The sequence below is a fragment of the Methylobacterium frigidaeris genome, assembly GCF_022179185.1.
GTDB lineage: Bacteria > Pseudomonadota > Alphaproteobacteria > Rhizobiales > Beijerinckiaceae > Methylobacterium > Methylobacterium frigidaeris.
In genome coordinates this window covers 1-219 of sequence record NZ_BPQJ01000438.1, presented here as the reverse complement: position 1 = coordinate 219, position 219 = coordinate 1, and the positions used below count along the sequence as shown (strand labels likewise).

The following is a 219-nucleotide window of genomic DNA, read 5'->3' as shown; positions in this document are numbered from 1 at the left end:
ACCGAGGTCCAGCTCGAGACCACCCGCATCGCGTCCTTCCCGTCGAACCCGACCCGGGGCAGCCTGATCAAGACCGGCGGGGGCACGCTCACGCTCAGCGGCACCAACAGCTATTCCGGCGGCACCACCTTCGCCGGCGGTACTTTGTCCGTGTCGCGCGACGCCAGCCTCGGCGCGGCCTCCGCCCCGCTCAGCTTCGACGGCGGCGTCCTGCAGGTC

The 219-nt window shown here is 71.7% G+C and carries 1 protein-coding gene; it reads left to right on the top strand.

Translation table 11 applies throughout. The features are described from left to right. On the top strand, nucleotides 1-219 hold a 219-nt coding region (locus MFF64_RS37595; RefSeq protein ID WP_238194186.1), incomplete at both ends, for an autotransporter-associated beta strand repeat-containing protein.